Source organism: Oleiphilus sp. HI0066 (assembly GCF_001635725.1).
Genome location: NZ_LWFH01001840.1, coordinates 1 through 661 on the forward strand (window position 1 = coordinate 1; position 661 = coordinate 661).

The window sequence follows — 661 nt, forward strand, 5'->3', positions numbered from 1 at the left end:
TTGTAATGTCGAAATCGCTTCTGAGTTCCGTTACCGCAAATCGTTTGTTTATAACAATGCTTTAATCGTAACTATCTCTCAGTCTGGAGAAACAGCAGATACGCTAGCGGCCCTGCGTTTAGCGAAAGAACTCGGTTATAAATCGAGTCTCACTATCTGTAATGTTCCTGGTTCATCTCTAGTACGTGAATCAGATCTTGCTTACATGATGGAGGCCGGTGTTGAAATCGGTGTCGCTTCTACAAAAGCATTTACAGTTCAATTAGCTGGTTTACTTCTGTTAGTCGCAGCGATTGGAAAACATAAAGCGCTTAACCCAGACCAAGAAAAAGAGATCGTATCGGCACTACAATCGTTACCGAGTAAAATTGACCAAGCTTTAGAGATGGATGCGCAGATTAAACTGCTCGCTGAAGATTTCGCAGATAAACATCATAGTCTGTTCTTGGGTCGTGGAGATCAATATCCGATTGCAATGGAAGGTGCGTTAAAGCTTAAAGAGATCTCGTATATCCATGCAGAGGCCTACGCTGCAGGAGAGTTAAAACACGGTCCATTAGCACTTATTGATGCCGATATGCCGGTGATTGTGGTGTCACCTGATAACGATCTTATGGAAAAGCTTCATTCAAACGTGGAAGAGGTACGTGCTCGCGGTGGC

1 protein-coding gene is annotated in these 661 nt (G+C 43.6%); it reads left to right on the top strand.

The window, feature by feature from the left end:
• A partial coding sequence (locus A3738_RS28540; RefSeq protein ID WP_156504570.1) for an SIS domain-containing protein occupies positions 1-661 on the top strand: 661 nt, incomplete at both ends.